This is a genomic window from Bacillus sp. A01H (assembly GCF_045277205.1).
Lineage (GTDB): Bacteria > Bacillota > Bacilli > Bacillales > Bacillaceae_G > Bacillus_A > Bacillus_A paranthracis.
On the sequence record NZ_CP117702.1, the window covers coordinates 212,260 to 237,254 of the forward strand.

25 protein-coding genes and 1 pseudogene are annotated in these 24,995 nt (G+C 34.5%); 21 read left to right on the forward strand and 5 right to left on the reverse strand.

Annotation, left to right across the window (positions count from 1 at the left end):
- The first annotated feature begins 80 nt into the window (after positions 1–80).
- From PSR14_RS01210 to PSR14_RS01225, 4 genes and pseudogenes are all read left to right on the forward strand, one after another.
- Positions 81–409: pseudogene (locus PSR14_RS01210) on the forward strand (PH domain-containing protein).
- 118 nt (positions 410–527) lie between these two features.
- A complete protein-coding gene (locus PSR14_RS01215) occupies positions 528–1,364 on the forward strand; it encodes a YitT family protein (protein WP_000248051.1) in 837 nt (278 codons plus the stop codon).
- Between the two features lie 139 nt (positions 1,365–1,503).
- The gene (locus tag PSR14_RS01220; protein WP_000728419.1) at positions 1,504–1,860 is read left to right on the forward strand and encodes a YxeA family protein; all 357 of its coding nucleotides are present in this window, start codon (positions 1,504–1,506) and stop codon (positions 1,858–1,860) included.
- Between the two features lie 742 nt (positions 1,861–2,602).
- Entirely contained in the window at positions 2,603–3,367 is a 765-nt protein-coding gene (locus PSR14_RS01225; RefSeq protein ID WP_033672009.1) for a TatD family hydrolase, read from the forward strand.
- Positions 3,368–3,507: 140 nt separating this feature from the next.
- On the opposite strand, the gene PSR14_RS01230 is transcribed toward PSR14_RS01225, so the two are convergent.
- Positions 3,508–5,157, reverse strand: coding sequence for a DUF2334 domain-containing protein (locus tag PSR14_RS01230; protein ID WP_098487039.1), 1,650 nt, complete (start codon positions 5,155–5,157; stop codon positions 3,508–3,510).
- 251 nt (positions 5,158–5,408) lie between these two features.
- Between PSR14_RS01230 and PSR14_RS01235 the strand changes: the two genes are divergently transcribed.
- Positions 5,409–5,942: a transglycosylase SLT domain-containing protein gene (locus tag PSR14_RS01235; protein WP_000713259.1), complete on the forward strand. Its 534-nt coding sequence runs from the start codon at positions 5,409–5,411 to the stop codon at positions 5,940–5,942.
- An 11-nt stretch (positions 5,943–5,953) separates the two neighbouring features.
- On the opposite strand, the gene PSR14_RS01240 is transcribed toward PSR14_RS01235, so the two are convergent.
- Positions 5,954–6,850, reverse strand: a complete 897-nt coding sequence (locus PSR14_RS01240) for a DUF4931 domain-containing protein (RefSeq protein ID WP_002163773.1) — start codon at positions 6,848–6,850, stop codon at positions 5,954–5,956.
- A 32-nt stretch (positions 6,851–6,882) separates the two neighbouring features.
- A complete protein-coding gene (locus tag PSR14_RS01245) occupies positions 6,883–7,011 on the reverse strand; it encodes a hypothetical protein (protein WP_025991723.1) in 129 nt (42 codons plus the stop codon).
- A 419-nt stretch (positions 7,012–7,430) separates the two neighbouring features.
- Here PSR14_RS01245 and PSR14_RS01250 point away from each other — a divergent pair, with 419 nt between their 5' ends.
- From PSR14_RS01250 to PSR14_RS01280, 7 genes are all read left to right on the forward strand, one after another.
- Positions 7,431–7,565 (forward strand): RAxF-45 family protein, encoded by a 135-nt coding sequence (locus PSR14_RS01250; RefSeq protein ID WP_000830642.1) that lies wholly within the window; start codon positions 7,431–7,433, stop codon positions 7,563–7,565.
- Positions 7,566–7,689: 124 nt separating this feature from the next.
- Complete coding sequence (gene abc-f, locus PSR14_RS01255) at positions 7,690–9,570, forward strand: ribosomal protection-like ABC-F family protein (protein ID WP_098487040.1); 1,881 nt, start codon at positions 7,690–7,692, stop codon at positions 9,568–9,570.
- A gap of 152 nt (positions 9,571–9,722) precedes the next feature.
- Complete coding sequence (locus PSR14_RS01260) at positions 9,723–10,916, forward strand: sensor histidine kinase (RefSeq protein WP_098487041.1); 1,194 nt, start codon at positions 9,723–9,725, stop codon at positions 10,914–10,916.
- Positions 10,913–11,569, forward strand: a complete 657-nt coding sequence (locus PSR14_RS01265) for a response regulator transcription factor (RefSeq protein WP_061185324.1) — start codon at positions 10,913–10,915, stop codon at positions 11,567–11,569. Before PSR14_RS01260 ends, PSR14_RS01265 begins: the two co-directional genes overlap by 4 nt.
- A gap of 138 nt (positions 11,570–11,707) precedes the next feature.
- On the forward strand, positions 11,708–12,640 hold the full coding sequence (locus PSR14_RS01270; protein ID WP_000960160.1) for an ABC transporter ATP-binding protein: 933 nt from the start codon (positions 11,708–11,710) through the stop codon (positions 12,638–12,640).
- Positions 12,641–12,655: 15 nt separating this feature from the next.
- Positions 12,656–13,852 (forward strand): ABC transporter permease, encoded by a 1,197-nt coding sequence (locus tag PSR14_RS01275; RefSeq protein WP_000834534.1) that lies wholly within the window; start codon positions 12,656–12,658, stop codon positions 13,850–13,852.
- A 12-nt stretch (positions 13,853–13,864) separates the two neighbouring features.
- Complete coding sequence (locus PSR14_RS01280; protein ID WP_061185326.1) at positions 13,865–15,010, forward strand: ABC transporter permease; 1,146 nt, start codon at positions 13,865–13,867, stop codon at positions 15,008–15,010.
- Positions 15,011–15,021: 11 nt separating this feature from the next.
- Here PSR14_RS01280 and PSR14_RS01285 read toward each other — a convergent pair whose 3' ends face one another.
- On the reverse strand, positions 15,022–15,219 hold the full coding sequence (locus tag PSR14_RS01285) for a hypothetical protein (RefSeq protein ID WP_000369249.1): 198 nt from the start codon (positions 15,217–15,219) through the stop codon (positions 15,022–15,024).
- A gap of 237 nt (positions 15,220–15,456) precedes the next feature.
- On the opposite strand from PSR14_RS01285, the gene PSR14_RS01290 reads away from it, so the two are divergent.
- The 6 genes from PSR14_RS01290 (at position 15,457) to PSR14_RS01315 (ending at position 23,077) form a co-directional block, all read left to right on the forward strand.
- Positions 15,457–17,157, forward strand: a complete 1,701-nt coding sequence (locus tag PSR14_RS01290; RefSeq protein ID WP_061536079.1) for an ABC transporter substrate-binding protein — start codon at positions 15,457–15,459, stop codon at positions 17,155–17,157.
- Between the two features lie 242 nt (positions 17,158–17,399).
- The gene (locus tag PSR14_RS01295) at positions 17,400–19,127 is read left to right on the forward strand and encodes an ABC transporter substrate-binding protein (protein ID WP_061185328.1); all 1,728 of its coding nucleotides are present in this window, start codon (positions 17,400–17,402) and stop codon (positions 19,125–19,127) included.
- Positions 19,128–19,230: 103 nt separating this feature from the next.
- Positions 19,231–20,187 (forward strand): ABC transporter permease, encoded by a 957-nt coding sequence (locus PSR14_RS01300; RefSeq protein ID WP_061185329.1) that lies wholly within the window; start codon positions 19,231–19,233, stop codon positions 20,185–20,187.
- A 13-nt stretch (positions 20,188–20,200) separates the two neighbouring features.
- Entirely contained in the window at positions 20,201–21,124 is a 924-nt protein-coding gene (gene opp4C, locus PSR14_RS01305; protein WP_000447986.1) for an oligopeptide ABC transporter permease, read from the forward strand.
- Between the two features lie 10 nt (positions 21,125–21,134).
- Positions 21,135–22,115 carry an ABC transporter ATP-binding protein gene (locus tag PSR14_RS01310; protein ID WP_000030784.1) on the forward strand — a complete coding sequence of 327 codons (981 nt, stop codon included), beginning with the start codon at positions 21,135–21,137 and terminating at the stop codon, positions 22,113–22,115.
- Complete coding sequence (locus tag PSR14_RS01315) at positions 22,112–23,077, forward strand: ABC transporter ATP-binding protein (RefSeq protein ID WP_001294512.1); 966 nt, start codon at positions 22,112–22,114, stop codon at positions 23,075–23,077. The genes PSR14_RS01310 and PSR14_RS01315 overlap by 4 nt, the downstream gene beginning before the upstream one ends.
- 37 nt (positions 23,078–23,114) lie before the next feature.
- Here PSR14_RS01315 and PSR14_RS01320 read toward each other — a convergent pair whose 3' ends face one another.
- Positions 23,115–23,987 carry a Cof-type HAD-IIB family hydrolase gene (locus PSR14_RS01320; RefSeq protein ID WP_000766404.1) on the reverse strand — a complete coding sequence of 291 codons (873 nt, stop codon included), beginning with the start codon at positions 23,985–23,987 and terminating at the stop codon, positions 23,115–23,117.
- 450 nt (positions 23,988–24,437) lie between these two features.
- Here PSR14_RS01320 and PSR14_RS01325 point away from each other — a divergent pair, with 450 nt between their 5' ends.
- From PSR14_RS01325 to PSR14_RS01335, 3 genes are read left to right on the forward strand one after another with little or no spacing between them, the layout of a single operon-like run.
- Positions 24,438–24,545 carry a DUF3948 family protein gene (locus PSR14_RS01325; protein ID WP_000664237.1) on the forward strand — a complete coding sequence of 36 codons (108 nt, stop codon included), beginning with the start codon at positions 24,438–24,440 and terminating at the stop codon, positions 24,543–24,545.
- Between the two features lie 39 nt (positions 24,546–24,584).
- Positions 24,585–24,692 carry a DUF3948 family protein gene (locus PSR14_RS01330; protein WP_000664237.1) on the forward strand — a complete coding sequence of 36 codons (108 nt, stop codon included), beginning with the start codon at positions 24,585–24,587 and terminating at the stop codon, positions 24,690–24,692.
- Between the two features lie 33 nt (positions 24,693–24,725).
- Positions 24,726–24,845, forward strand: a complete 120-nt coding sequence (locus PSR14_RS01335) for a DUF3948 family protein (protein WP_001993573.1) — start codon at positions 24,726–24,728, stop codon at positions 24,843–24,845.
- Positions 24,846–24,995 lie beyond the last annotated feature (150 nt).

Here is a 24,995-nt window from a genome sequence, read left to right on the forward strand (position 1 = left end):
TTTCATACTTTATAAAGGGGTTAAACCGGTTTGTAACAATCCATGGATTCTTTTCAAAAATAGTATTTGGAGGGAAATGCATGAATGAACTTTTATTAAGTATAAAAAAGTTTTTAGGGAATGACGAAAATGTTTTAGCCTTTGTGGTGGGGGTTTTTGAGAAGGATCATTTCACGTTATGTTATCAACATGGGATTTTTGTTGCGACTACTAGACGTCTCCTGTTTTACGGAAAATTTCCATACTATCTTTCAACATTTAAAGAGTACTCATATTTGCATATAGATAGCATAGTTTTTCCCCGTATTTCGAATTTATTTGTAATCATGAAACCATCCGAGCTAAGTATATTCAGAAGGGGAATGTGGAGCAATTTGTCCGTATAGTTAGAGCAAATGTGAATAATTAATCACCCCTCTGTTTAAACATAATATCCTGGTCTTTATGAGGAAAAATGCTGAATAAAAACAACTTCTAAACCTCTAGGAGATAGTGATACAATGTCAAATGGGGGGAGGGTATGAACTATGGTTAATCAACGTATAAAGGAAATAACACTAATTACAATTGGTTCATTATTATTCGCAATTGGTATTAATTACTTTGCAATTCCAAACCGTTTATCGGAAGGTGGAATTATTGGTTTAACGGTTGTTACGTACTACTTATTTGATTGGTCACCAGGGGTTGTGAACTTTGCTATAAATGCAATTTTACTAGCTGTTGGTTATAAATTTTTTGATAAGAAAACGATGGTTTATACAATTTTAGGGATTGTAGAAACATCTTTGTTTTTATATGTTACGGAACATATTGAGTATCATGTAAATAGTGATACTTTATTAGCGGCACTATTTGCTGGTGTATTTGTCGGTATCGGATTAGGCTGTATGTTCAAAGCTGGAGGTACATCAGGGGGATCGGCAATTTTAGCACGGTTAGCAAATCAATATTTAGGTTGGAGCGTCGGTAAAGGTGTACTTATTATTGATATCGTTGTAATTGCTGGTTCCGTATTTATAATAGGGCAAGAAAAAGCGATGTACACACTTGTTGCAGTATTCATCGGAGCGAAAGTAATTGATTTCATTGTAGAAGGAATGGACACAAAAACGGCTGTTACAATTATTTCAAATCAACCAGAGTTAATACGTGAGGCTATTACGAAAAACATGACACGCGGCGTTACTGTATTAGAAGGGCGCGGCGGATATACTGGTAAAAATAAAGAAGTTTTATATGTTGTTATTAATAAACAAGAGCTTGTTAAGTTAAAGCAAGTTATTAGTCGAGTAGATGACGATGCTTTCGTCGTTATCCATGATGTACGTGATGTACTTGGTGGGGGCTTTAAAGCGAGCTAAAAGGTGAACGAGTAAATTCGTTCACCTTTTTTTAATTCTTACAAAAATGTAAGTGTAATGTAATGAGATTCAATAGTAGATTGTATTCCTTCTTTTTAAAATGGATGTATATATATCCTGCAGAGGAGGAATGTTTATTATGAAGAAAAAAATGATCACTACTATAATAGCGATGATAGTCATAGTAATAATGTTACTACCTACGAAACTTGGACCGGTTATCGATAAATATAATCCATTTTATAAGACGAAAGAATACTATACGGTTGTGAATACAATTGGTCAGCATATTGGCGATGAGTGGTATGAATATGAATTTATTGCATTTGACGAACGTGGAAGAGAACAAAAAATAAAGAAGACTGTTAAGCATATGTTAAAGAGAGATGAAACATTAAAGGTGTACGCAAAAGGACGCTACGGCGAGTCGATTGAAGAAATTGAAGCTGTAAATATTCCTATTAATGCAAAGAGTAAACTTTTAGCGATGAGATAGCGGATTATACCCCCACCTATTTTTTGTCGAAAATAAAAATACTAGGTAGGGGTATTTTAGTGTATGTGAAAAAGCCTTGGTCCATATGGACCAAGGCTTTTTTATTATATAAAGGGGAAGGGGGTACATTGTAGTAGCATGAGTGAAAGGTATAAGAAGAGTGGCTACTAACAATGCAATTTGGTTATGTGAGTGTTCTTCTTATTTGGCTTACTTTCTAAATTTATTGTACGAAATATTGATAAGGGAAACTATCGAATTACATTACACCTAGCTTACAAACATGTAAGTCTTCTGTAATGTAATTCGATAGTTAAAAGCTATTGAATTTCATATAGTGTAATTAGAAAGTCTCACTATATTACTTTCTGTTTGTAATGTAATGAAGAATGAAAAACCAACTACTTTTTAATAGCCCTCATCTGTATGTAGATGGGGCCTTTTTTATAAACCTTACAACATTGTAAGGTTTACGTAAGTTAATTCGATAGTAAATTTGTCATATTTTTTGCATAATAGATACAAATAGATAAAAATAATTAGGGATATAGTAAGAAGGGAGAAGAATGGGATGCGTAAAGAAGAAGTAGTGAAGTTTCCAATTAAAGATTTCTGTAGCTACTTTACTGTTGCCGTAGTATGTATTGGATTATTTGATATCATAACAAACTTAATTGTTAAATAACATAGATGATAAAACAAGAAAGGAGATCCTTTCTTGTTTTTTTATGGGGGAATAAAGGTGAAGTGGATTGATAGTCATATACATGTTGACCAATATAAGGATGAAGAGAAAAGTAAATTACTTAAAGATGTGGAGCATAGTAAAGAGATAAATGGGCTTATTGCAGTATCTATGAATTATCAATCATGTAAAGAAACTTTATCTTTAGCAAAACTATATCCTTTTGTACATCCAGCAATAGGTTTTCATCCGGAGCAACCGATTCATAAAGAAGAATGTGAGCAAATTTATAAATTAATTGAAGAGCATGTAGATGATATAGTTGCGATTGGTGAAGTTGGCTTACCGTATTATTTAAGAAAAGAAGATGAGCGCATTGCTATCAATTCGTATATATCAGTGTTACAACGGTTTGTTGAACTAGCTAGTAAATATGATTTACCAATTATATTACATGCAGTGTATGAAGACGCTGATATTGTATGTGATTTACTGGAGAAATATAAAGTTTCACGTGCACACTTTCATTGGTTTAAAGGAAGTGAAACAACAATGAAACGGATGATGAGGAATGGTTATTACATTTCTATCACGCCAGATGTTTTACATAAGGAGAAGATTAGAAAAATTGTTTCGTATTATCCTCTTGAATATATGATGGTAGAAACAGATGGACCGTGGGAATTTCAAGAGGGTGTTATGACACATCCGAGAATGATTCGAGAGGTATTAAAGGAAATTAGTGTTATAAAAAACGTAGCTGTTGATAAGGTTGCAGAAACGATATATGAAAATACGATTCAATTTTATTTGAAAGGATAGAATTGTTATTTTAGCCCTTCTTATTATAGAGAAATAGAAGTTGAATTTATTTATGAACATAATCAATGGGTTATTAATAATATGCCACGTTTTGGTTTAAGTTAAAAAAACCACCAAGCATTTTGCTTGGTGGTTTTGTATTAGGATTCTAATTTTTTCGCACGTCTTAATAATAAGAGAAAGACAATGACGAGGAAACCGAGTATAAGGAAGAATCCATATTGTTTTATATAATCTATTATGTCACTTGCGCTTGTTGGTTTTTCAACGTGAATGCCGTCTTTATTAGTAGTGATATGAATATCTTTCATTTTCACTTCATTTGTTTCTTTTTGTAAATCAATCCATTCTATATTTGGAATACTTTCTAGATCCTTTAGTACTTCTTTTAATGGTTTTACACCTAAGTAAGGATGATAGAATGCACCAATAACTCCATCGGATAATTTGGCAACAGATACAGCATTTGCTTTCATTTTAGCAATAGCGTGTGGTTTATCTTCTTCGATAAATCCAACTGTTTCAGGCATTAATTTCATGCCATGTAAAAATGATGGTGTACTTCTGTATGCCGGAGAGTGCATAGATTTCCAAGTTGTGTCACTTAACTGTAGTTGTCCTACATAAGTTGAAAAGTATCTTGATAATATTTCATATCCTTTTTGAGACATCGTGTAATGAGGTGCTTCAAATGCGACCGGATACAGTTTGGCATCTACAAGTTCTTGAATGCCTTTTTCAATATGATCAGTCGTATATTTTTCTTCAAATTCTTCCCCTTTTTTTACGTATGTATTATATGCCTCTATATTAGGGAAATCATCTTTTGTTTTTGGTTTTTCATGCTTCGGTTGACGAATTGGTTGGTCTGTTTTTACGTCCCAAAATTCAAAACCTTCATCAGTTTCACTATCATAAAATTGGTGAGTATAACCATGCATAATAATTGCTGCACCATCATCTTGCATAGAGCGTAAAAGATCGACTAGTTCGGGTTTATCTTTTAAATGTAGTGTTTTACCTGTTTCTGGATCCGTATATACAGGAATAACAGTGATCATGTATGGCATCTTTTTCTCTTTTAATAATTCAGCAATTTCTTTTAATTGATTTATATCTGCGGCTGGATGAACGTCTTCAAGACGTAAATAAGCTTCCACTTTATTTTTCGTTGGCTTTTGTTCAAAGTAAGAAAATAGGCTTTCGCCAATATAATAAGATATCCAATCAAAGAGGTTAGAAGTTGCAACATAATAAGAATTATTTTGTTGTACAATTAATGGGTAAGTAGTATTTCCTTTTAAAGCATTGGCAAGAATTGTTCCATTTGTATCAAGGTTTTTAATGGATCGTTCGTCCTCTAATGTATTCTTTAGTTTACGTGTTGGATATTCAATTGTATCAGAGTTTATATCTTCATTTTTAAGTATAATAAATGAAAAACGTTTGGATAATTGTTCTATATTTTGACCTAAAACGAGTAGTGGTCCTGAGAAATTTTCTAGAAATTCTTTTGTTTCAGTGGGAAGTTCTTCTTGTTTTTCACCTATGTAAATAACATGTGTATATGAAGATTTATCAGTTATTTCAGCTAACTGTTTTATGTTTTTTATTGTTATGTTATTAGTAAAATGTCCTACTTGTGTATTAAGTATTTGGGTATCACTTGTAATTTGATCATCGCTCGAACTGTATAAAATAAGGACTTTTGGATTTTCGTTTTTTTGTGCGGAAATAGGGACAGGAATTAATAGTAGTAAACTAAATAAGAGTAGCAACCATTTTTTCATATTATTATTCTCCTAGTTTATATTTAGAATTCAGTTTACAATTATATACAAAAAATATGTTTCAGTCTATGAAAGTTACATTTTTTCACGTATTTACCAGCTGTTTTTTCACAAAATCGGTCTAAAGCATGATGATAATATGTATAGTTATTTGCTATGATAAAAGAGTAAGAGAATGATAGAATGTGGGTAATTGTAAAGGGAAGAAGGCTGAAAGGGGACAAATTTCAGCGGAGAAAGAGGTAGAGGTAGTGAAGAAATTCTTTGTAGGATTTTTAGTTGTTCTTGGGGTGTACTTATACTTCCAAGGAAAGTCTGAAGGAATGGGCAAATTAGTAAATGAGACAAGCTATGTTGACTCAGAAGAAGCAAAACAGATGAAACAAATTATTATAGAGGAAGCAAAGAAAGTCAATCTTCCAGAATGGATACCTCTTACAATTGCCGAACATGAAAGTCGATTAAATCCAAGAAGTGTTGGAGATAACGGAACTTCATTCGGATTGTTTCAATTGCATCGCGGTGGTGGACTTGCACCGGATCATTTAACGGATGACGAGCTGAAAGATCCACGTACAAATGCGCAAATTGCAATGCCGCATTTAATGAAAGGATATAAGCGCGGGGTGCAAAAAGGTTTGACGGATTTTGCATTATTAAAATATATAGCAAATACATCTGGATGGCCAGGGAATTTAGGGCCAGAGTGGACGGATAATAATATGAAGTATAACATCGGATTAGAAGATGTGTACTATCGAAATAAAGGTGTAATTAAAGAGTAGGTTTTTGATACCTACTCTATTTTTTTGTGGATAATCGCGTCGTTTTGTTTTGTGAAATACGCTGCTAGTTGTATTTTTACGTCTTCTAGTTTGGTGGAAACTTGCGGTATTTTATATCCTACATATAACGGTGAAACGACAAATCTAGGAACAACTTTACAAATGATTTTTCCGTTTAAGTAATAGAAGAATAAGTTATAACTACTACATCCTTTATGGAAATCTGTCAGTATGTAACGTACAGTTTGCTGAATATAAGTTGCTAGTTCATCTATGCATCCAATATCTTCGATAATGATATTAAATTCAGTAAAACCGATAATAGGACGATCTGAGATATTGAGTTCAATGTGTTCGTTCTTTTGAACAATTACGCCTTGGAAGTTGTCGTGTTCTACGTTATCGAGGTAGTTTACATATTTCATTCCAATAATCTGCATGTGTGCATGATGCAAACTTCCACCTGAGAATGGACCATGATTTTTGTATAAAATTACAGATGTGAATTCTTCATTCTTCTGTAAATCTAACCAATGTTTAATGGAGAAACGAATTAGCGATTTCATATGTTCTTCTGTATATGTCGCAATATGGTCTTCACAATTATCTGTTTCGATTAGCACCGTTTGAAATGTATCTTTTAATGTAGGAAATTTGTTTTTTAGCCAAATAATTGAGCCCTCAATTGCTAAAATATCCGTTAAACTTTCTCTGTCACAAAAAGGACATGCAGCGCTTCTATTCCGGATGCTTTCTGGTTTTTGTTTGCCAATATCGTTTAAAAAGTATAGTTGTTGTGTATCCATTTGTATATATGCCCCTTTAAAATATGTGTAAAAATCCCGCTTAATACATTCGGGATAAGGAGAAGAAAATCCTTTAAAGGGAATATAAAAAATAAAAGACAAGATATCCTCATTAAGATAGGGTACCTTGTCTTTTATTTTTTCTTTAATAATGTGTATGGATAATATAGATTGTTTTTATTATACTTCTTTTCTCTATTTTTTATTGTGTATAAGGCAATTGCTGTACTTGCGATTACAAAAATGGCTTTCTTCATATTCACATACCCCTTTTTATTGTTGGTTTAATTCTTGGCTAACTGCTTTTGCATCAACTAGAGCGTGTAAAATCATTTTTACCATGTTCATCATATTCTTTCACTCCTTTTTATAGTTCATTTAGTTCTTTTACAACTGCTTGTCCGTTCACTAATACCTCAAAGATTGCTTTTACGATTTCTTTCATCATGATTGTTTCCTCCTTTTGTTGTCTCTCTTGTTTACATCTTTATTGTATAGGGAGGCATCTTTTCGTACTATCGCTTTCCATTACGTGAACATAACAGTTTTGTAAGATTTGATGTCACTTATTGAAATGTTTAGTCTATCTTCATTATTTTCAGAAAAATGACTATTCAAACATGAAATGGGAAAGTATAATAAAGAAGTAAGTATTAAATTCCGTACGAAAGAGGTGAATGAGATGAAACGTTCTTTAGCTGCACGTGCCAAATTTTTAGATTTTATCTATTTTTGTCGTGCGATTTTTCATGATGTAGTTGTTAACGGGATACGTCTGTCCTTTTTTAACAATTGCATAGTAGCTATAGAACGATAGAAATCTCTTCACCCATTTTTAATAAACGTGTGAAAAGGGAGCTATTTAGCTTCCTTTTTCTATGCCGAAAACCATGGGGAATGTTTCTTTCCTATGGTTTTTTATATTGAAAGGAGTACGGAAAATGACAATTTGTAGTGTAAATAATGTAACGAAATCTTTTGGTGGAAACATCATATTTGAAAATATATCGCTTGAAATAAAGAATGGTGAACGTGTTGGATTAGTTGGTCGTAACGGTAGTGGGAAGACAACAATCTTTCAGCTTTTAACTGGAATGGAAAGTTTGGATGCAGGGGCCATTCATATGAAGAAAGGTACACGTATTGGTCATGTGGCACAAATTCCGAAATTTGATGAGAGTATGACTGTATATGAAGTATTGAGTTCCGCTTTTAAAATAGAAAAGGAATTAGAAAGAGAAATGCGTACTTTAGAAAAACATATGGCGGAAGAACAGGAATCTTCTGTTTTACAAAAATTAATGGAAAGATACGGAATCATCCAAGAAAAGTTTGCGTTTCTTGGTGGTTATGAAATCGAAGCGAACATTATGAAGGTAGCAAATGGTTTACAGGTGACAGAACTATTCCCACGATCATTTGTGGAGATAAGTGGTGGGGAGCAAACAAAAGTAAGCCTTGCATACATGCTGTTGCAGAAACCAGATTTACTTTTATTAGATGAACCAACCAATCATTTAGATTTATTTGCAGTCGAATGGTTAGAGCAATTTTTGAAAGAATACAATGGAACGGTTGTGGTTATTTCACATGATCGTTATTTCCTTGATGAAGTTGTAACGAAGATTTTTGATTTAGAAGATGGAGAGATTCACGTGTATCATACAAACTATTCTCGGTTTGTTGAAGAGAAGGAAGAAAGGTTACTTCAGGAGTTTCAGGCTTATCAAGAACAGCAAAAGAAAATAAAGAAAATGAAAGAAGCAATTAAGCGATTACGTGAATGGGCAAATCAGGCGAATCCTCCGAATGAAGGATTGCATAAGAGAGCAAGAAGTATGGAACGTGCACTGGAACGTATGGAGAAACTAAAAAAACCTATTTTAGAACGAAAACAAATGGGACTTCAGTTTGAAGGGCAAGAGAGAAGTGGGAAAGATGTTGTTGTAATGAAAGAAGTGAGTAAAGGATTTGCTGAACATCTTTTATTTAACGAAGCAAATTTACATGTTCGTTTTCAAGAGCGTGCGGCTATCGTTGGTCGTAATGGTACAGGAAAGACAACGCTATTAAAGTTATTATTAGAAGAAATAGAACCAGACGCTGGAGAAATTCGAATTGGAAGTAGTGTGAAAATCGGTTATTTATCCCAGCATGCGTACGGAAATATGAAGAGTAATGTATTGGAGGCTTTCAGGGAATGTGTAGCTGTAACAGAGGGAGAAGCGAGACATATATTAGCTAAATTTTTATTTTATGGTCCAGCGGTGTTTAAGAAAGTAACGCAACTGAGCGGTGGAGAAAAAATGAGGTTAAGACTTGCACAACTTATGTATCAAGATATCAATTTTTTAATTTTAGATGAGCCGACAAATCATCTCGACATTGAATCAAGGGAAGTTTTAGAGGAAGCTCTTGAACAATATAATGGGACGATTTTAGCTGTTTCACATGATCGTTATTTTTTAAATAAGTTATTTGAAAAGACGTATTGGATTGATGAGTGTAAATTATTTGAGTTTGCAGGGAACTATGCATGGGCGCGTCAAAAGTGGGAGGAAAAGCTCGAGACACAAGTAATAAAGCAGCAACGCCAAGGAAGAAAAAGTGTTGAAACAGTCTCTGTAAAAAAGAAAGAAGTTAGGAATATTGAGGAGATTGAAACCGAATTAATGCATGTTGAAGAAGATATATATACGCTTGAGTGTAAGATGGAACATGTAGTTGATGTTGAAATGCTTGAACAGTTGTATGAAGAAAAAACGAAGAAAGAGTTGTTACGAGCGGATTTATATAATGCTTTAGAGAATATCATGGAGTAAAGAGATTAGAATGAAAGAGCAAGTTGTTTTCTCATGTTTTGAGGGGGGCTTGCTTTTTTTTGTGTGTAAGGAAAGAGAAGTAATTGGTATAATTTTCTTGTTATTATAATGAAGAGATGCACTTTAGGTTATTAAAATGTGAGGAGAATTTTATGTTAGGATACGCGCGAATTATTACAATCGTCATGATTTGTTTTGTTTATGCAAACCATGTTTCACGTGAAACAGCATATTTGCAATTTTTTGTAGGTACAGCACTTTTTATTTATATTGTGAATCATATTTTGCTAGTAAAAGTGAATGGAGGTAAAAAACTTGGTTTTTATACACTATTAGCAAATGGGATAGTCACAGCTTTATTAGGTTTTTTATTTCCCGAGACATGTTTATATTTAATTATATTTGGAATTGATGCAGTAGGGCTATTTATTCATGAGTTTCGTAGAAGCATGACGTACTTTTTTATTACTTTTTTCTTTCTTTGTTGGTTTATAAATATATTACATGCGTATCAACATACAGGTAGTTTAGAATTGGAGAGTAATTCCATTAATTTTATGTTCATCGTTTTTAGTGCTTTAGCTGGAAGCTTAATAAAAAAACTTACAGCTGCTCGGAAAATGGTAGATGAACAATATGAGGAATTGACATTGTCTCATACAGCTCTAAAAGAAGCGCATGAACAATTACGTCTATATGCCAAAGAGGTAGAAGAATTGACAGCCGTTCGAGAGCGAAATGATATTGCCCGAGAAATTCATGATACTGTCGGTCATAATATGACAGCCTTACTTGTCCAATTACAACTGGCAGAGGCTTTGTGGAAACAAAAGTCGGACGCTACGGAAGAGGTTTTACATACATGTCATGGGCTAGCCAGGAAATCACTTCAAGAGGTGAGAGCGTCTGTACATGCCTTAAAAGAAGAAGGTAAACTAGGGAACATAATAGAGAATATGCGTGAAATGTTACATGGATATTCTAAAGCGACGAAAGTACAAGTATCGTTTCAATTACAAGGAGATCCGGTTGTGATTCCGCTGTCACTACAACCTACACTGCTCCGGGTTATGCAAGAGTCTTTAACAAATGCAAAGCGGCATGGCAAGGCGAGCTTATGTGAAGTGAGTTTAACTTGTTCGGCGAAACAAGTTAAACTATGTATTTTGGATAATGGCGTGGGAGTTAACGAGGTAAGCCCAGTTTTTGGTTTACTTAATATGAGAGAACGAGTAGAGGAACATGGTGGAACTATTCAATTTGAGAGTGAGATAGAAAAAGGCTTTCGGTTACAGATTGAATTTCCACTTCAGGAGAAAACGTGGTTAATAGGGGGGACTGTATGATTCGGATTATGATTGTTGATGATCAATCACTCATTCGTGATGGCTTAGCGATGTTATTAAATTTACGTCAGGAACTTGAAGTAGTGGGAACTGCTACAGATGGAGACGAAGTGATACAAAAGGTGAAAGAGTTACATCCTGAAATTATTTTGATGGATATTCGGATGCCCCGTATGAATGGTGTTGAAGGAACACGTTTAGTTAGAGAACAGTTCCCTCATATAAAGGTACTTATGTTGACGACTTTTAGTGATAGTAAGCTTATCTTTGAAGCATTGGAGCAAGGAGCAAGTGGTTATTTATTGAAGGACATGGAGACAGATGCAATCGCTCAAGCAATTTTAACGGTGCATAGTGGAGGGGCTGTGCTTCCTCAGGATATAACAGCGCAAATTATAAAAGAATTAAAAAAGACAAAAGTAGCAGTAGAGTGCACCACACCAGAACAATTAGCACAATTAACTGAGCGAGAAGTAGATGTTTTAAGGGAAATTGGACTTGGGTTAAATAATAAAGAGATTGCGGAAAAGTTATTTATTACAGAGGGAACTGTTAAGAATCATGTTTCTAATTTAATTAGTAAGTTAGAACTGAGAGATCGAACGCAAGCAGCCATATACGCAGTAAGGTATGGCATCACGATGTACACATGACTTTTGGCATATATAAGTGTGAAAAAGCAGCAGAATTTGCTGCTTTTTTATTTTGTATTTCTATCTCAAGGATGATGGAGAGAAGAAGAAATTTTTCTACAATGAAAGTGTAGATGAATGCAAAGGGGCTGAATCAGTATGTTAGTCATAGATCATATTACGAAATCATTTGGTAAGAAGGAAATTATAAAGAATGTTTCTTTTGAGGTGAAGAAAGGGGAAACATTTGGATTACTTGGTCCAAATGGTGCGGGAAAATCAACGACGATATCAATGATTTGCGGGTTAATTTCATACGACAGTGGTGATATAAAAGTTGGTGGGAAATCAGTAAAAGAATATCCATTAGAGGCGAAAAAGAAAATTGGTATTGTTCCACAAGACATTGCGCTCTATCCAACACTTTCAGCGAAGGAAAATTTGGTTTTTTGGGGAAAAATGTACGGTTTAAATGGGAAAATTGCAAAAGAACGAGCGGAGGAAGTATTAGCTTACGTCGGTTTACAGGACCGTGGAAAAGATAAAATTGAAACATTTTCAGGTGGAATGAAAAGGCGTATTAATATTGGTGCAGCACTTATGCATGAGCCAGAGTTGTTAATTATGGATGAACCGACAGTTGGGATTGATCCGCAATCGAGAAACCATATTTTAGAGACTGTTAAAAAGTTAAATGAAAAAGGGATGACAGTTATTTATACGAGTCATTACATGGAAGAAGTAGAGTATTTATGTGAAAGAATTGCAATTGTTGATCATGGAAAGGTAATTGCATTAGGAACGAAAAGGGAACTATGTAATCGCCTGGCGGATGGGTTTATAGTGAGATTGCAATTAAATCGTTATAGTACGGAACTGCTACAAAAGTTGAAAGCACTCTCTGTTGTTGAACGAATTATTTTTGATGAAGATAATAGTACGATTGATATTGGGCTAAATGGTGGTGAGTCCATTGGTACAGTTGTGTCAGTAGTTGTGGAGAACAACGCTCAAATTTTAAAGCTTGAAGTGCAAGAACCGAATTTAGAGGCACTCTTTTTACAATTAACAGGACGTTCACTTCGTGATTAAGGAGGTTAGTGCGAGATGAAAAGTTTTATTATTGCATGGAAAGATTTAAAAATACGTTTAATTGATCGGCGCGGATTTATGATGATGTTAATTATGCCGCTTTTATTAACAGCGATTTTAGGTTCAGCGTTAAGTAATATATTTGATAATGGTGGACTACCCAAAACAGTGATTGGCTATTATCAAGTAGGAAATGATGAGTTTGCAGATGTCTTTCAAAAAGACGTATTGCAATCTAAAGAATTAAAAGATGATGTGAAAGTAAAGATAGTTAATTCTCAGGAAGAGCTTGAAGATATGTTAAAGGAAAAGAAAATCGATGTGGGAATCGTCATCCCGAATAAATGGAGCGAACAAGTACAAGATGGAAAATTAAAAGAACCAAAGGTGTTTATAGACCCATCAAAAGATATACAAGCGAAAATCGCTGAATCAATGGTCCGCTCTTTTTCAGAGCGTGTTCAAACAGTTGCGGTATCTACTAAAAGTGTTGTGACGGAATTAGCAAATTCTCAGCATAGTAATGTGGAACAAGTTGCAAAAGAAGTAAGTGGAGATTTACAAACAGTAGCAACTTCGGGTGCAGATAACATTGAAAAAGGAACGATAGGTAAAAAAACAGTTGCAGCGATGCAATATTATGCCGCAGCGATGTTAGTCATGTTTTTACTATATAACATAACAGTAGGTGCAAAGTCAGTTGTAACAGAGCAACGAACTGAGACGTTGGCGCGTTTGTTCAGTACACCGACGAGTTCATTTTCAATTTTATTCGGGAAGTTTTTAGGTACATTATTATTTGCTTGTATACAATTTGGGATATTTATAGTTGCTACACACTTTATGTTTCATGTGGAATGGGGCGGAGACTTATCTCAAATAGTAGCGGTGGGAATGTCTTATGCAATTTGTGTTTCGGGTTTATCTATGTTAATTGCCGCTTTTATTCGTGAGGAAAAAACGGCAGATGTAATGGGAGGAATCGGTATTCAAATACTCGCTATATTAGGAGGATCGATGTTACCAATTTACGTATTCCCTGATACACTTCAAACCATTGCGAATGTTGCTCCGAATAAATGGGCACTTACAAGCTTTTTAAATATTATGTCGGGAACATCTTGGGATGTGTTACTCCCTGTTATTTTTAGTTTATGTGGTGCAGGAATTGTCTCCGTTATGATAGGGACATTACGTTTACGTACGAGATAGGAGGGAGAAATGATGAAGAAGGTTTGGGCACTTTGTTGGCTAGAGTTAAAACAAATTTTAATAAAACCACAAAGTTATATACTTATGTTTGGAATGCCTATTATTTTTACACTCATTTTCGGCGGACTTTTAGGTGGAAGTGGGAATAAGAAAGTAAATGTTAGCTTAGTAGATGAAGATGGTTCTGTATTATCTAGCAAGTATTACGAGGACATACAGAAAAGTGACTTAATTTCTATAGAGAAGGTAACGTATAAGGAAGGCAAACAGAAGATTGAAAACAAAAAATCATCCGGCATAGTTCTTATTCCGAAAGACTTTCAAAAGAATATGTTAGATGGAAGGGTAGAAAATATTCAGTTTCAAGCTAGTGCTGATTTTACTGGTGGAACTTCTGTAGAGCAAGTATTGGCAAGTGCATTAAAAAAAATGGAGATAGAAGTTAGTGCAGCGAGAGATTTTGAGAAGAAAAGTAACGCTTCGTGGGAACCTATGTATAAAGAAATCTATACAAAAGTAGAACCTGCTTCGATTCAAAAAGAATCAATTTCACATGATGATCAAAAGTTAAATAACGTTACAGGGCGAGCAGCGGGATTTTCAATTCTATTCGTTATGATTGTTATGTTAAGTGCGACGGGGACTATTTTGAAAGCTAGACAACTTGGTGTTTGGTCTCGTTTATTAGAAGCACCAGTTTCAAAAGTTCAAATACTAACGGGATATATCCTTTCATTCTTCTTAATAGGATGGATTCAATTTGGTGTTCTAATGATATTAACGAATTCCTTATTTAATGTGCAGTGGGGAAATTTGTTAGGGGTTATTATACTCGTTTCCGTATTATTATTAGCTGTCATTGGTCTAGCCTTATTATTAGCAAGTATCGTGAAAACAACAGAACAACAGTCTGCATTAGGTAATATCGTTGTGATTTCAACATGCATGATTGGTGGCCTGTATTGGCCAATTGAAATTGAACCAGCATGGATGCAGACAGCAGCAAATTTTGTTCCGCAAACTTGGGCGATGCGTGGCTTTACGGAGTTAATTGTAAGGGGAGGTACATTGGCTGATATAGGAGGATATATTGGTATACTCATTTTATTTGCAGGAGTCTTTTTCATAATTAGTTTAACAAGAATACGTTACGACTGAAAAAAACAGAGTTACAGCTTTACACGCTGAACTCTGTTTTCTTTTTGTGTGGTATCTTCCTTTGTTGAAATGATAATAGCGATCCCGAGCATAATAAAAAAAGCTAAAAAGAGGACGAACTTTGGGAAGAACGGGAATAGTAATAGCGCCCCAACTATCATAATTGTTAATAATACGTAGTGAAGGACGTATTGGAATAGGTTGTCCATGTTTTCGCCCCCTTTTTGGTAATTGGTTATTAGTATTCTATGTTTCATACGGAACGAATAGAAGTGAATTTTTAATTTTTTAATACGAAATAAAAAAGAACGGTTGACATGTTTAAAGGAAAGGAATAATCTTGAAATTAATTCATACTATTTTTATAGGAATAATAAATATAGTTGCAGGAAGGAGTCCTATGTTCCTACATCGTTAAAAATTAGGAAGGTAAAGGTGATAGTGCAATGAAAAATGTTTTTAAAGGAGCAATTGCTACATTTTTGAGTGTATCAGTATTACTAGCCGGATGTGGTCAAGAGGAAGCGAGTACAAACGAGGCCAGGAACGTCCCGAAAGTAAAAGATGAATTTATTCAGGCAAGCGACAAAGCAAAAAGTCCCGTAAAAGCAAAAGAAAGAAAAGATACTTTTGTAGTTGGAATGCCGAGTCCTGGAGGGATATTCCTTCCGCACTTTATGGAGAATGGATGGGATGGTAATATAACGCAAGCTATCTTTGCACCTCTTGTTGGACTCGATAAGGAAGGAAAACCAATTCCAATTTTAGCGAAGAAGTGGGATATTTCGGAGGATCAGCTTACATACACGTTCTATTTGAAAGATGGTTTAAAGTTTAGTGATGGATCACCACTAACTGCAGATGACGTAGCATTTACATTAACGCTATTACACGATCCAACTTATAGTGGAGCGACTGATATAAGTCAAACAGCAATAAAGGGTGGGCAAGCGTATAAAGAAGGAAAGGCAACCTTTATTGAGGGAATTCAAGTCATTGATCCGAAAACAATTACGATTACGACTGAAAAGGTAAATGCTCAAACACTATCATTAATCGGTGGAGAAGTTATATCTAAAGCTTATTACGGGAAAGAGTATAAACAAGGGCACCTAGAGTATTTAAAAGAGTTGTATGGAAAACCGATGGGAGCAGGAGCTTATAAGTTAGATAAATATATTCCTGGTCAAGAGGTTCGATTTGTAGCTAATGAAAATTATTTTGAAGGAAAACCGAAGATTGAGCACTTTATTTATAAAATTTCAAAAGGTGATACAAAGCTACAACAATTTCAAGCCGGGGAAGTAGATTATGATGGTTTTACGACAAACACGGAGACGATTGAACAGTTAAAGGATTTAGGTTTTGCCAATATTAATGTATATACGGGAAGCTCTTATGGTTACATTAAAATGAATTATAAGAAACCATACTTTAAAGATAAGCGTGTCCGCCAAGCATTTATTTACGGATTAGAGCGTCAAAAAGTTATTGATACGTATTTCCAAGGTTATGCTTCACTCGTTAATGTACCGATTACGCCAGTTTCTTGGGCGTATACAGAAGAAGGGATTAATAAATATGAGTATAACTTAGAGAAAGCAAAGAAATTATTGGATGAGGCTGGATGGAAAGCTGGTCCAGATGGAATTCGCGAAAAAGATGGCCAAAAATTGAAGGTAAGTTATTTTGCTTCTTCTGCAAGTAAAATAAATGATGTAATGATCCCGGTGATGAAAGAGGATTATAAAAAGCTTGGTGTAGAGTTTAATCCAGAATATATGGACTTTAATACGATGATTTCAAAAGTGATAAAAGGTGATTATGATTTAGCGATGGTATCTACGCCAATGATTGATGATCCGAGTGGAACGATTGAAGAGTTTGTTTCAACAAGTAAACGAAACTATGATGGATACCATAATCCGAAAGTAGATGAATTAGCGAAGCAGGCACTAGAAACATTAGATATTGAAAAACGAAAAGAAATTTATAAAAAGTTGTACCAGGAGTTAAGTGAAGATCCACCTGTAATCTTCTTAAATAATAGTAAAGTTGTGTCTGCACATCATGCGCGCATTCAAGGATTGCAAGAAGATAACTATAACGGTATTTTGTTAAGTTTACCTAAATTAAAGATAGAATAATAATTTTTGAAAAATTTTAAAAATATTTATTTAGAAAGAATTGACAAAATATAACGGAAGATATAAGCTAATAACCATAAAGTCTACCGGAAAGGTCGGAATAGGATTGTTACCCCTCAAAAACATCTATTTTTTTACGATTAAAACCGACTTTTCCGATTGGCTATAAATGTTGCTGTGGGAGGCATACATAAGGTAATAAGTTCAAAGGGTATCACTATTAAAAAGTTAGGGTGGGGACAATGAAGAAAAAGACAAAAAAATGGGCTGGTGTATTTTCGGTATTACTGAGTAGTTCGCTTGTGTTATCTGCTTGTGGGGGACAGGAAGATACTGCTTCTACGGAACCGGTTAAACAGCAAGATTTGAAAAATATAAAAATTGAAAAGATTGCTGCGAAAGATAAAACGAAAGTGCCAGATAAAGCGAAAAATCGAAAGGATACGTTAGTAGTTGGGATTAATAAACCAGGCGGCGTATTTTTACCATATTTCCAACAAAATGGTTGGGATGGAAATGTCACTTCAGTTATTTTTGCATCTCTTGTATCAACCGATAAACAAGGGAAACCAATTCCAGAATTAGCTGAGAAGTGGGACATTTCTTCTGATCAGTTAACATATACATTCCATTTACGTAAAGATTTAAAATTTAGCGATGGATCACCATTAACAGCGGATGATGTAGCGTTCACATTGACGCTTTTACATGATAAGGCGTATGAGGGTGAAGTAGACATCTCTCAATATGCGGTTAAAGGTGGTAAGGCATATAAAGAAGGAACAGCAACTTCAATTGAAGGCATTCAAGTTGTTGATCCACAAACAATTAAGGTTACGACTGAAAAAGTTAATTCACAAGCTATATTTGTTTTAGGTGGTACTGTGCTATCAAAGGCTTATTACGGAAAAGATTACAAACAAAATACAAGTTTGGATTATTTAAAAGAGTTGTATGGAAAACCGCTAGCTGCGGGTCCATATAAATTTGAAAAGTATATCCCAGGTCAAGAAGTTCGTTTTGTAGCAAATGAAAATTACTATGCGGGTAAACCAAAAATTCAAAACTTCATTTATAAAATTACTTCTGGCGATACGAAACTTCAACTATTCCAAACAGGTGAAGTAGACCATACTGGCTTAGGTACTGGTGACGAAGTTCTTGAACAGGCAAAGGCTTTAGAATTTGCAAATATCCAAATTGAAACAGCACCGTCATTTAGTTATATTTATATGAATAATAATAAGCCGTACTTAAAGGATAAGAAGGTCCGCCAGGCACTTATTTACGGATTAGATCGTAAAAAATATGTTGATACAGCGTTAAAAGGATACGGTACAGTAGCCAATGTACCAATCCATCCGACTTCTTGGGCTTATACGGAAGAAGGTGTTAATAAATATGAGTATGACAAAGAAAAAGCGAAAAAGTTATTAGATGAGGCAGGATGGAAAGTTGGCTCGGATGGAATTCGTGAAAAAGATGGTCAAAAATTAAAGCTTTCTTATTTTGGCCCAAGTTCGGCTAAAGATAGTGATTTATTAATTCCGATTGCGAAAGAGAATTATAAAGAGATAGGTGTAGAGTTTAATCCTGAATTTATGGACTTTAATACGATGCTTTCAAAAGTTAATAAAGGTGATTATGATTTAGCCTCTGTTGCTACACCAATTACAAGTGATCCAAGTGAAACAGTTGGTGAATATTTATCAGGTGCTAATGAGAAGAGTCTTGGTTATAAAAATGCAAAAGTAGATGAGTTAATTCAAAAAGGTATTGAAACTGTAGATATTGAAAAACGTAAACCAATCTATAAAGAACTTTATAAAGAATTAAGTGATGATCCACCAGTAATTTTATTAAACTATCGTAGAACAATTACTGGTTATAACGGGAATATAAAAGGAATTGATCCTGAGAAATACAATAGTATTAGCGCAAATTTACCAGTATTATCATTTGAAAAATAACGAGAAGAATGTGAAAGTAGAAGACATTTTTTCATTCGGTTAGAAATGTGCCGATTTGAAAAAATGTTCTTCTATTTTAAGCATTAGATTGGAGAGAAAAAGGGTGAAAACATATATTGTTCGCAGGTTGCTACAAATGATTCCTACACTGTTTGGAACATCAATTATTATCTTCTTCCTGTTCGCGCTTCTTCCGGGTGATTATATTGATTCAAATCCAAAGATTACACCGGAAAGGGCGGCTGAGCTTAGGGAATTGTATGGATTGAATAAACCAATTGTCGAACGCTATTTTCATTGGTTAGGTAATGCGTTGCAAGGAGACTTTGGTTTTTCGCTTCAATACCAAGAACCTGTAACGTCACTATTAAATAAGTTTATTTGGAATTCGTTTAGTGTGGCAGTTATTGCATTATTTTTCATTTGGCTAATTGCACTTATTATTGGCGTATTCTCGGCGACGAAACAACATTCTTTATTCGATAAACTTGTAACAATTGGTGTTTTTGCAGCAATGTCGTTTCCTTCTTTTTTTATCGGTTTGTTTTTAATTAAAGTGTTTGCAGTTGATTTTAAGTTATTACCGATAGGTGGGATGATTGATGTTGGTAGTAATTCAACAGGGTTTGCTTATGTAATAGAGGTAGCAAAGCATATGATCTTACCAGTATTTATCTTGACTCTTCTAGGTGTAGGTTCATTAACTCGTTATTTTAGAACTAGTATGTTAGAAGTTGTAAGGCAAGATTACATACGAACCGCACGAGCAAAAGGTTTAAAAGAGAAGACCGTTATTTATAAGCATGCATTAAAAAATGCGATTTTACCGGCGATTACTTTATTAGCATTTGAATTACCAGGTTTATTTTCAGGAGCGATTATTATTGAACAAATCTTTAACTGGCCAGGTATTGGTAACATTCAATTAGAGGCACTTAATTTCCGTGATTATACAGTATTAATGGCATTTACGATGTTTCTTTCTTGTTTAACAATTGTTTCAAACTTTTTAGCGGACATTGTATATGCAGTTGTTGATCCACGTATTCGGTTGAAGTAAGGAGGGGAATGGGATGGAAACTATTACAGTGATTACAGAAAAAAAGGAGAAAAAGAGAAGAAAAAATGAATCATCACCGTGGCGACAAGCTCTTAAAAAAATAAAGAAAAATAAGATGGCACTAGTAGGATTGTATGCATTAATTTTTATGTTTTTATTTTGTTTTATAGGACCATTTTTTTCGCCGTATGCATCAGGAAAAATACAAGTTACGTTAATTAACAAACCACCTAGTTTTTCTCATTGGCTCGGTACAGATCAATTGGGAAGAGATATTTTAACGAGGCTTATGCAAGCAGGACGAATCTCATTAACGATTGGCCTGGCTTCTATGGTTTTATCAGTGATATTAGGAGCTGTATTAGGGGCTATTGCAGGATTTTATCGCGGCATCGTTGATAATATTATTATGCGTCTTGCCGATATTTTAATGTCGATGCCAGGATTACCGTTACTTATTATAATGGGAGCGATTTTATCAGAGTGGAAAGTACCATCTGATTATCGTCTATATGTCATTATGATTATTTTAAGTTTAGTAGGTTGGCCGGGGCTTGCGCGTCTTGTAAGAGGTCAAATTTTATCACTTAGAGAGCAAGCGTTTATGCAAGCTGCTGATGTGTTAGGGATAAAAGATTACCGGAAAATTATCTATCACTTAATTCCTAATGTTTTACCAATATTAATTGTTGTATCCACATTAGGCGTTGCAGGTTCTATTTTAGGAGAGTCCGCACTAAGCTACTTAGGTCTCGGCGTTGTCCCACCTACACCATCATGGGGGAATATGATTAGTGCAGCGAACTCATTAATTGATTTTCAAAAGCGCCCATGGTTATGGATTCCGCCTGGTTTTGCAATCTTTATAACAGTTGTATCCATTAATTTACTTGGTGATGCACTTCGTGATGCGTTAGATCCAAAGATGAGACGGTAGGTGAGGGAATATGAGTAAAGCAGTAGTAGAGCTAAAAGATTTACAAACACACTTTCAGACAGAAGAAGGAACAGTAAAAGCTGTGAATCATGTTAGTTTTTCTGTTCGAGAAGGTGAAACTGTTTGTGTTGTAGGTGAATCTGGTTGCGGGAAAAGTGTAACGGCTTTATCTATTATGGGACTTATTGCTGAATCAGGTAGTGTAGTAGGTGGAGATATTTTATATGAAGGAAAAAGTCTTTTAGGAATGAAAGAGAAAGAGCTTCGTAGTTTACGAGGGAATGATATTGCGATGATTTTCCAAGAACCGATGACATCGCTAAATCCAGTCTTTACTGTAGGGGAACAAATTGTAGAGACGTTAAGGGAGCATGAATTACTTAGTAAAAATGAAGCATATAAGAAGGCAATTGAGTTAATTCGTAAAGTCGGTATAGCTCGCGCGGATGAAATCGTCCATTCTTATCCACACGAACTGAGCGGTGGTATGTTACAACGTATTATGATTGCTGTTGCACTTAGTTGTAATCCGAAGTTATTAATTGCTGATGAACCGACAACGGCTCTTGATGTTACGATTCAAGCTCAAATATTAGATTTATTAAGGCAAATAAAAAAGGAATTTAAAACATCCATTTTATTAATTACACATGACTTAGGTGTCGTAGCGGAAATGGCTGATTATGTTGTCGTTATGTATGGCGGGAAAGTTATTGAAGAAGCACCGGTACTAGAAATATTCCAAAATCCGAAACACCCGTATACGAAAGGTTTGTTAAAATCAAAACCAGTGATGGGAAAACGAATAGATAAACTATATTCTATTCCAGGGCAAGTTCCTAATTTAGTTGGTTTGGATGAGTTTTGCTACTTTAGCGGCCGTTGTGAGCATTGTATGGAAATATGTAAAGAAGAAGCGCCAAGTTTGAATGTACATGATGAGAATCATAAAGTTGCTTGCTGGTTATATGAGGAGCGTGCGAAACAATGAGTGAACCATTATTAGAAGTAAAAAACTTAAAAACATATTTTCCAATTAAAGGCGGCATATTTAGTAGAACGGTTGGACATGTAAAAGCAGTTGATGGAGTAAGTTTTACTATTAATAAAGGTGAAGTATTCGGCCTCGTTGGTGAATCGGGAAGCGGAAAAACAACGATAGGAAAAACAATTTTACGTCTCGTCCAAAAAACGGAAGGGGAAGTGAAGTTTAAAGGGCAAGATGTTCACTCTTTATCTAAGGAAGAATTGAGAAAACATCGTCCTAATATGCAACTTGTCTTCCAAGATCCATTTAGCTCATTAAATCCGAGAATGAGAATTGGGGAAGCGCTTGGTGAACCGATGTTAGCTCACGGATTAGCGACGAAAGAAAATGTTCGTGAAAAAGTGACAGAAGTATTAGAGTTATGTGGCTTAGCCCCATATCATATTGATCGGTACCCTCATGAATTTTCGGGTGGACAACGCCAACGTATCGTTATTGCAAGAGCTATGGTATTAAACCCAGAATTTATTGTAGCTGACGAACCTGTGGCAGCATTAGATGTATCTATTCAAGCACAGATCATTAATTTATTTAGTGAGCTACAGGAGAAAAAGGGATTATCTTATTTGTTCATTTCACATGATTTAAGCGTAGTAGAGCACTTATGTACGAAGATTGGAATTATGTATTTAGGAACGATTGTGGAAACAGCGCCGCGTGATGAGTTATTTACGAATCCACTTCATCCGTATACGAAAGCATTGTTATCCGCTGTTCCAATACCAGATCCAACAGTGAAGCGAGAGAGAATCATACTAGAGGGTGACATTCCAAGTCCAGCGAATCCACCTTCGGGGTGTCGTTTTCATACACGTTGCCCGTTTGCAACAGATATTTGTAAACAAACGGTACCTGAATTTCGTAATGTTGGTGAGGAGCATTTTGTTGCTTGTCATCATGTATAAAAGAAAAAGACTCTTTCAAATAGAAAGAGTCCTTTTTTTATTTACTAGATGAAGTTTGTTTCAATACAAATTGTTCGATTGCATGAGCAACACCATGTTCATTGTTTGTTAATGTTACAACATCACATAGTTTTTTTACATCTTCTTCAGCGTTTCCCATTGCAACTGATAAACCAGCTGCTTCTAACATGGGTACATCGTTAAAATTGTCACCGATAGCAACTGTATCTTCAATTGGTATATTAAAATGGGCTGCCATTTGTTTCAGTCCATTTCCTTTATGTCCATTCTTGTCCATAATTTCTAAATTAGTAGGAGCAGATGCTGTAACCATAATATCAGTATCTTCTTGTAACATACTTAATAGCTGTGCGCGATGCCCTGCGTTAAATGTCAAAATAAAGAATTTAGATATTTCTAATTCTGGATTATTTACAACATCTTCTATTTTTTGGAAATCAGTAATTAAGTTTGATTTCTTTTGTTTTTCTGTAATTCTTTCAAGTTCCTCAAGCGTAACATCTAGTGCATGCTTATTTTCTTCGAACGCTTGCATAACTTGATCTTGCCATGTATATGGAGAATAAACTCCTTTATTTGTATATAGCTTATAAGGAAAGCCTTCAGATTCTAGTAATTTTGCAAGTTTGTACACTTTGTCGTTTTGTATACAACGCGAGTTAATTACTTCTCCATCCACATAAACAATTGCCCCATTGCTTGCTCCAACTGGAAGAGATAGTTTATACTCTTCCAATAATTTCAAAGCATCCTCTTTTGCACGGCCAGAACAAATCATGACAATATGACCAGCCTCTTTTGCAGTTTGGATAGCTTGTAAGTTCTCTTTGGAGATTTCAAGATTAGATGATAGTAGTGTACCATCCATATCTAATGCGATTAATTTCAAAATGACCACCTCTTTGTTCTTATTATACATAGTTATATAAAGGAAACATATAAACTTATCTTGGAAAGATTGTATTTTATCTCTCATGAACTATCAGTAAGAATTTGATAGATTCCACTTTATTAATGAAAGATTTATCTTACTTTGTAACAAAAGTAGAGGTAGGTATAGGGATGTTTCGTTATATGACTGTAATATTACATGAATGTTACAAATATGGATTTAGTAGAAAATGCATTAAATCAAGGTTTTTGAAGGTGTTTATAAAAAAACGTAAAAAAAGTGTAATAAAATTTACGTAATTATATTGCAACGTAACAATAGTTATGTTACATTAATGTTACAAACGTTACGTTATTAAATTTAATGTAACGTCAACATAAAAACTATGAAATAAACATTTCTTAGAAATTACATATAGATAACTTATTAAAAAGGAGGATACATAATATGAAAGAGCAAGTATTACAAGTAACAAAAGGTGACTTCGTAGGATCAGCAAGTGGAGCAGTAGTATTAACAGCATTAATCGTATTCTTATCAAGCGTATTAGTATAATAGAAGTTTTGTAAAAAGAAAAAGAGAGGAGAATGCAAAATGAAAGAGCAAGTATTACAAGTAACAAAAGGTGACTTCGTAGGATCAGCAAGTGGAGCGGTAGTATTAACAGCATTAATCGTATTTCTATCAAGTGTATTAGTATAATAGAAGTTTTACATTATACAAAATGAAAGGAGAATGAGGAATATGAACGGTGAGCAAGTGTTACAAGTAACAAAAACAGATTTATTAGGATCATTAGGTGGAGCAGTAGTATTAACATCATTTATTCTATTCCTTGCAAAAGTATTAGTATGAGACATATAAATACAATCATTCAAAAAAAATAAAGACTCTAGCATATTAGTAAGTAATTAATATGTTGGAGTCTTTTTTATTTTTCTTCTATATATCCCTTCAAGTATGAATAGCCCCCTTTATTTTAAAGAGAAAAAAGTCGAATTTTAT